The 6,213-nt window shown below is 72.7% G+C and carries 6 protein-coding genes; 1 reads left to right on the plus strand and 5 read right to left on the minus strand.

Annotation, left to right across the window (positions count from 1 at the left end):
- Positions 1-5: 5 nt before the first annotated feature.
- The 4 genes from IE263_RS34210 to IE263_RS34225 all read right to left on the minus strand — a co-directional run bounded on the left by IE263_RS34210 (position 6) and on the right by IE263_RS34225 (position 2,489).
- Positions 6-455 carry an ATP-binding protein gene (locus tag IE263_RS34210; protein ID WP_189941873.1) on the minus strand — a complete coding sequence of 150 codons (450 nt, stop codon included), beginning with the start codon at positions 453-455 and terminating at the stop codon, positions 6-8.
- A 56-nt stretch (positions 456-511) separates the two neighbouring features.
- Positions 512-1,039, minus strand: a complete 528-nt coding sequence (locus IE263_RS34215) for a hypothetical protein (RefSeq protein WP_189941875.1) — start codon at positions 1,037-1,039, stop codon at positions 512-514.
- Between the two features lie 172 nt (positions 1,040-1,211).
- Positions 1,212-2,039, minus strand: coding sequence for a chitosanase (locus IE263_RS34220; RefSeq protein WP_189941877.1), 828 nt, complete (start codon positions 2,037-2,039; stop codon positions 1,212-1,214).
- A 174-nt stretch (positions 2,040-2,213) separates the two neighbouring features.
- Positions 2,214-2,489, minus strand: coding sequence for a hypothetical protein (locus tag IE263_RS34225; protein WP_189941879.1), 276 nt, complete (start codon positions 2,487-2,489; stop codon positions 2,214-2,216).
- Between the two features lie 192 nt (positions 2,490-2,681).
- On the opposite strand from IE263_RS34225, the gene IE263_RS34230 reads away from it, so the two are divergent.
- Positions 2,682-3,353, plus strand: coding sequence for a hypothetical protein (locus IE263_RS34230; protein ID WP_229911324.1), 672 nt, complete (start codon positions 2,682-2,684; stop codon positions 3,351-3,353).
- 76 nt (positions 3,354-3,429) lie between these two features.
- Here IE263_RS34230 and IE263_RS34235 read toward each other — a convergent pair whose 3' ends face one another.
- Positions 3,430-5,700 carry a M4 family metallopeptidase gene (locus IE263_RS34235; protein WP_189941881.1) on the minus strand — a complete coding sequence of 757 codons (2,271 nt, stop codon included), beginning with the start codon at positions 5,698-5,700 and terminating at the stop codon, positions 3,430-3,432.
- Positions 5,701-6,213: the final 513 nt, after the last annotated feature.

Genomic DNA, 6,213 nt, shown 5'->3' on the forward strand with positions numbered 1-6,213 from the left:
GCCGCTCACAGCCCGTCGAGCAGGCCCAGGCGGGCCACGACCCGCTTGCCGACCGGTTCCCGTACGACGTCGAAGTCCTGCGCCACGGCCATCACGATCTCCAGGCCGTGCTGGCCCACCCGCGTCGGGTCGGTCCCCCGCGGCACCGGCAGGGCCGGGTCGCTGTCCCAGACCGCGATCTCCACGGCGGCACCGGCGAGGCTCAGATGCAGCAGGGCCGGGCCGGGGGCGTGCCGGAGCGCGTTGGTGACCAGCTCGCTCACCACGAGCTGCGCCAGGTCGAGGGCCCGCGGCGACACGGGCACCCCCTGCTCGTGCTCGACACGCGCGAGGAAACCACCCGTCAGATGCCGCGCCCCGGCGATACAGCCGCTCTCGCCGGCCAGGGCCACCGTCAGCTCGACGGGGCCCTCGTCGGATCCGAAGGAAGCCTCGTCGGGCGGCACAGGTTCCATCAGGACCGCCTTCACTACCCCGTTCATCCCGGCGCGCGTACCCCCGGACCGGTCTCCTATGCCCCAGGCACACCATCGGCCCGCACGCGCACGTCATCGCTCGGCGGCGGTTCCACGGCGGTCCGCGACCGCGCCCGCCGTTCGGCCGCGTACCGGCCCGCCACCGCCAACGCGGCGGCGGTGACGGCGAACACGACGACGAGCGTGTTCATCCAGGCGTAACCGCCGCTGCTCGCGTAAGTGGTGCCGTCGTCGAGGACGCAGTCGAACCTCGGCGGCAGGTAGGAGGCCCGGTGGCCGACGAGGTGGCGGACGGTCTCCCGTGCGACCCCGTCCCGACAGGCCGGCGCCGGGGACGAGTTCGTGCCGGACCGGGACTCGTGGTCGCTGAACTCCACGGCTCCGGCGGCCATGAGGTAGACGCCGATGGCCGCCGCGGCCGCCATGCCGGCGGACCAGCGCAGCAGGTGCACTCCCCAGTCGGGCCGGCGTCCGGGCAGGGCGACGGAGATGAGCTTGACGACCACCGCGATGCACCAGACGGGGACCGCGAATATCAGAGCGAATCCCAGGAGGGCGAACACGGAGGGTCTCACCTTCTGTCGGATACCGCGGGCCGGCGGCGCGCACGTGTTCGATCTTCGGCGGTACGGGCCTCCACGGCCGTGACGGAGGCCACAGTCGGCGTCACAGGCGCGTCACAGTGACGACGCCGTGACGCCGCCGGGCCTCCGCTCACGACGGGCGCGGCGCCGGTCAGTCGATGTGGTAACTGTCGCCGTACACCTTCCAGTCCAGCGGCGGGACGAGGTCGAGGTTGCCCTTGCGGAGGAAGACGCGTTGTGCGGTGTCGACCCGGCTGGTGTCGCTGTGCGCCTCCTCCTGTTTCATCGCCCAGACCCGGGCGTCCAGGAAGGCGTGCAGGTACGTCGTCTCGTTGCCGCCCTGCGCCGGTGGCTTCGCCTTGTTCAGGGCGCGCTTGCGGATGTTGCGGAAGCTGGTGGCGTCGTCGCCGTCGCCGTGCATGACGAGGGCGTCGAAGTAGACGAACTGACCCAGGGTGCGCAGCCCGTCCGACACGGCCCGCTTGACGGCCGGGTCGAAGTAGACCCGGTCGCGTTCGTCGTTCTGCGCCCGCTGGAACGCGGTGTCCTGAGCGGCCCTGCGCCAGTCCCCGGGGAAGTTCGGGTCGAGGCCCGCGTGGGAGTCGGTGCCGTTCACCGCGCGCAGGGCGGGGAGGTACCGGGCGAGGACGTTGCCGGGTTTGCGGTCGGTGTAGAGCTCCACGAGGTCCAGCATGTCGCCGGTGCCGGAGCAGAAGCCGACGATGCCGGCGGTGTAGCCGCGGCCGTCGCCGATGTCCTCGATGTACTTGTACTGGGCCTTCCAGTCGAGCGAGGAGTTCTCCGCGCTCGACACCAGCTTCATGGCGATCTCCTTCTTCGCCGGGTCGTCGAGGCCCCGGGCGGCGCGCGGTGCGGCCGCCGCCTGCGGGGAGCCGAGCAGCGGGACCGCCGTCAGAGCGGCGAACAGGGTGAGGATCTTGCGGCGCGAGGCGGCCGTCGGGCCCGTCGCGCGGGACATGTGCGCCACAGTGTCTCCAGAGGAGGAGTGGGGGGTGGGTGGAGGTGGAGCTGCGTGCAACGTGTCTGGCAGAACTGACAGGAAGGTTTCCTATCAAGCCTCGGCGGGCGGGGTAACCCCGGCGGAGGAAGGTTCGTGCGATCGAACAAGTGCGGGTGAGGAGAAGGGGGTCGGTCACCTGGTGCCCGGCGCGTCGCCCTGCCAGTCGAAGCGGCGGCCGTCCGTCGGGCGCCGTACGTACAGGGCCCGGCCGCCGGGGCCGTAGCGGCCTATCTCCGTCGTCAGCGCCACCTCGCGCAGGTCGTCGCGGTCGGTGCGGTCCGTGACGTCCAGCAGCAGGCCGTCCAGCGGACCGCCCACGAGTTCCGCGTAGGCACGGTCCGGGCGGGGGCTCGCGTCGTCGTGGTCGGCGCCGTAGACCCGGCCCCGCATGAAGTCAGCCTCGTCCATGACCAGCAGCTTGACACCCACCACTGACAACGGCCTTCGACCCGGTCCGCGCAAGGAGCGCTCCTCGGCCAAGGCGATGGCGGAAACGCGTCGACTGCGGGCATTTCCCCACACGGTGGGTATCAGGTCCCTTGCACATCGTGATGCACGGGGTGGGGGGTGCCGACCCTGGGGGGACACGGGGACGAACGAGTGCCGACGGACGAGTCGTCGCGTGCCCGGCGGCGCCGGACCGTGCGCGAGCTGCGTGCGGCGGGCCGTTACGGGCCACGGTTGCGCGAGGTGCTGCCCGGGCTCGCCGTCCTGGTCACCGTCGTCTGCGGGGCGACCGCGGCACTCGCGGTGGCCGGTCGGGCCGTCGGTGTCTGGGTGCCCGTTCTGGTCCTGGTGGCGCTCGGCGTCGTCGCCTTCGTCGTCCGTCGCCGCTCCCGTCAGCCCGCCAGGCGGCGGCACGGCTACTACACCGCCGAGGAACTGGCCGAGTTGGACATGCCGGCGCTCGTGGTCGCCGTCGCGCGGATGCTGCGGCGGGACGGGTGGCGGGTGTTGCCGCCGCCCGCGCACAACGCGCTGCACCTGGCCGCACGGGACGGGCGGGGGCGCCTGCTCGACGTGGCGTTCCGGCCGGTGGCCGAGCCGTTGCCGGACGAGGAGGCCGCCTGCTCCTGCCGATCACGCGGGCGGTCCGGACCTCGGGTACGGCTCGTCGTGCATCGCGGAACGTTCACGCACCGCGACGAGGTGTGGGCCGCACGCCAGGGGCACACCCATCTGATCGACGGCGCCCGCCTCCAACTGTGGGCGCGCGGGACGCCGTTGGCCGAGATCGCCGGCCTCGGGGGTCCCGCGCCGCGCCGCACCTGAGGGGCTCGTCCCCCTGCTGCGTACAGCCGCCCGGACCCCTCTCGGGCCCGGGCGGCTGTACGCGGCTGTCGTCCCGTCAGGGGGTGAGCTGCCAGCGCTGGATGTAACCCACGTCGATCGACGCACGGTCCTGGACGCGCAGCTTCCAGGTGCCGTCGACGGGCTGCGCCGACGCGTCGACGACGAAGGTCTGGTCGACGTTGTCGGCGGAGCCGCCGCTGCGGTTGAGCAGGGAGTAGACGGTGCCGTTCGGGCCGACGAGGTCGACCGTCAGGTCACCGCGGTAGGTGTGGACGATGGTGACGTGGACCTCGGTGGCGGCGGAGGCGTTGCCGGTACGGCCCGTGATGGTGATCGGGGACTCGACGGCGGCGCCCGCGTCCGGGATGTCGACGCGGGTGGTGGCCGCGTAGACGTACGCGATCCGCCAGGCGAAGTCGACCGTGACCGACGCGCCCGTGCCGTCGGTGACGATCACCGTGACGTCACTGGTGCCGGTGGTGGTCGGCACGCCGGAGATCAGGCCGGTCTCGCTGAGGGTCAGGCCGTCGGGCAGGCCGCTCGCCTCGTAGGTGAGGGCGGAGCCGGTGTTGGTGGTGTAGGCGTCCACCTGGAGGGAGACCGCCTGGCCGACGCCGCTGGTCTGGTCGCCGATGGGAGCGACGTTGACGCCGAGGGCGATGCGGTTGCCGACGTTGACGGCGGCCCAGGCGTCGGCGACGGCGAGGTAGGTGGGGCTGTAGGCGCCGAAGAGGTCGGCGGCGGCCTGGAGGGTGGCGGTGCGGGCGCCGGCGTAGTTGGTGGAGGAGGTCATGTACGTGGTCAGCGCCCGGTACCAGATGGCGGCGGCGTTCTCGATGCCGATGCCGGTGACGGCCCGGCCGTCGTGGGTCGGGCTGTCGTACGCGACACCGTTGACGGTCTTGGCGCCGCTGCCCTCGGAGAGCAGGTAGAAGAAGTGGTTCGCCGGGCCCGAGGAGTAGTGGACGTCGATGCTGCCCAGCGTGGAATCCCAGGAGTCGCGGGAGGATCCGTCCTTGGAGGGCTTGTCCATGTACCGCAGCGGGGTGCCGTCGCCGTTGATGTCGATCTTCTCGCCGACGAGGTAGTCGGGGACGTCGGCGGTCAGGCCGGAGTGGAACTCCACGGCGGCGGCGAAGATGTCGGAGGTCGCCTCGTTGAGACCGCCGGACTCGCCCGAGTACGTCAGGTCGGCGGTGGCGCTGGTGACGCCGTGGCTCATCTCGTGGGCGGCGACGTCGAGCGAGGTGAGCGGCTTGGCGTTGCCCTCGCCGTCGCCGTAGGTCATGCAGAAGCAGCTGTCCTGCCAGAAGGCGTTGACGTAGTTGTTGCCGTAGTGGGCGCGGCTGTAGGCGGCGACGCCGTCGTTGCGGATGCCGTTGCGGCCGTACACGTCCTTGTAGTAGTCCCAGGTGGCTGCGGCGCCGAAGGCCACGTCGACGCCCGCCGTCTGACGGTTGCCCGGAGTGCCGTCGCCCCAGACATCGTTGTCGTCCGTGAAGAGGGTGCCGGTGCCGGAGGTGCCCCGGTTCAGGTCGTAGGTGCGCTGGCCGGCGCGGTCGCCGTCGACGAGCTGGTACGTCGATCCGGACAGGGTGCTGCCTACCTGGACCTCGCCGTTGTACTGGCCGACGCCCGTGCCGGTGTGGACGTGCTCGGAGGTGAGGATCTCCTTGCCGGAGCCGGCGTCGGTGACGACATGGAGCTCACTGGGCGTGCCGTCGTGCTGAACGCCCTCGACGACCGTCTCCCAGGCCAGAACGGGCCTGCCCTCGCCCGCCCAGACGACGAGCCGGGGCGCCCCCTCGGCCTCGGGGCGTGCGACGTCGGCGTTCTTCGCGGTGGCGAGCGCCTTGCCGGTGGCACGGGCCGCGGTGACCGTCGGGGTGAGGGAGGGCACGGCGAGGGTGGCCTCGCTCGCCCGGGACACGGTGGTCCGGCCGTTCTTCAGGTGGACGACGAGGTCGCCACCGAGGACGGGCAGTCCGGCGTAGGTGCGTTCGTAGCGGGTGTGGGTGGTGCCGTCGGCGTCCTGGATGACGTCCTTGACGACGAGCTTCTCGCGGGAGCCGAGCGCGAGCCGTTGCGCCGTGGTGCCGGCGGCGGCCTGGGCGCTGCGGACGAGTGTGGCCCGTCGGGTGGGGGTGAGGGCGATCGGTGCGGCGCCGGCGCGGGGGACGGCGGTGATCGTGGACGGGCCGGGATCCGCCGGTGCGGCGGAGGCGGTGCCGGCGGGGGCGCCGAAGGTGAGGAGGGTCCCGAGGGTGGTGAGGGCGAGAGCTGCGGCGCGTCTGCGCCGGTGCAGGGGGCGGTGTCGCCGGGGCAACGTTTTCTCCTTCTGCGACGGTCGGCCCGGGGTGCGGGCCGAGGTGGGACGGACCGGCGAGGTGGGGCCGGTCCGGGCGCGCGGCACGGCAGGGCGGGTGGTCTGCGGGCATCCGGGCGAAGGGATGGGGGTGAGGGGATGCGGGCGGCGCCGCGTGAGGGAGGCGTGAAGGAACGGTGAACGTCGGGCAGCAGCGTGACATCGAGGCGGTGCACTTGTCATGAGAATGCCAAGACAACGGCTGGAAATGACCATGAACGGCCGGAAGTCCGGTACCGGCGGCACACTTTCGGCCTCGGCTCGAGGCCGGGCCAGGGGCCGGGGCCGGGAGCCGGGCCAGGGGCCGGGGCCGACCGGAGGCCGGCCGGGGCCGGGAGCCGGAGATCGGAGGCCGGAGGCTGGAGGCCGGAGTCCGGTGGCCTGAGGCCCGAGTCCGGGGGCCGGGGGCCGGGGGCCGGAGGCCGGAGGCCGGGGGCCGGAGGCCGGGGGCCGGAGGCCGGGGGCCGGAGGCCG

It is taken from the genome of Streptomyces aurantiogriseus, from assembly GCF_014649375.1.
GTDB classification, from domain to species: Bacteria; Actinomycetota; Actinomycetes; order Streptomycetales; family Streptomycetaceae; genus Streptomyces; species Streptomyces aurantiogriseus.

Bases quoted from the DNA above. Each gene is read 5' to 3' on its own strand.
- IE263_RS34210 (WP_189941873.1), bottom strand. From the start codon at position 455: ATGGAACCTGTGCCGCCCGACGAGGCTTCCTTCGGATCCGACGAGGGC.
- IE263_RS34225 (WP_189941879.1), bottom strand. From the start codon at position 2,489: ATGGACGAGGCTGACTTCATGCGGGGCCGGGTCTACGGCGCCGACCAC.
- IE263_RS34220 (WP_189941877.1), bottom strand. From the start codon at position 2,039: ATGTCCCGCGCGACGGGCCCGACGGCCGCCTCGCGCCGCAAGATCCTC.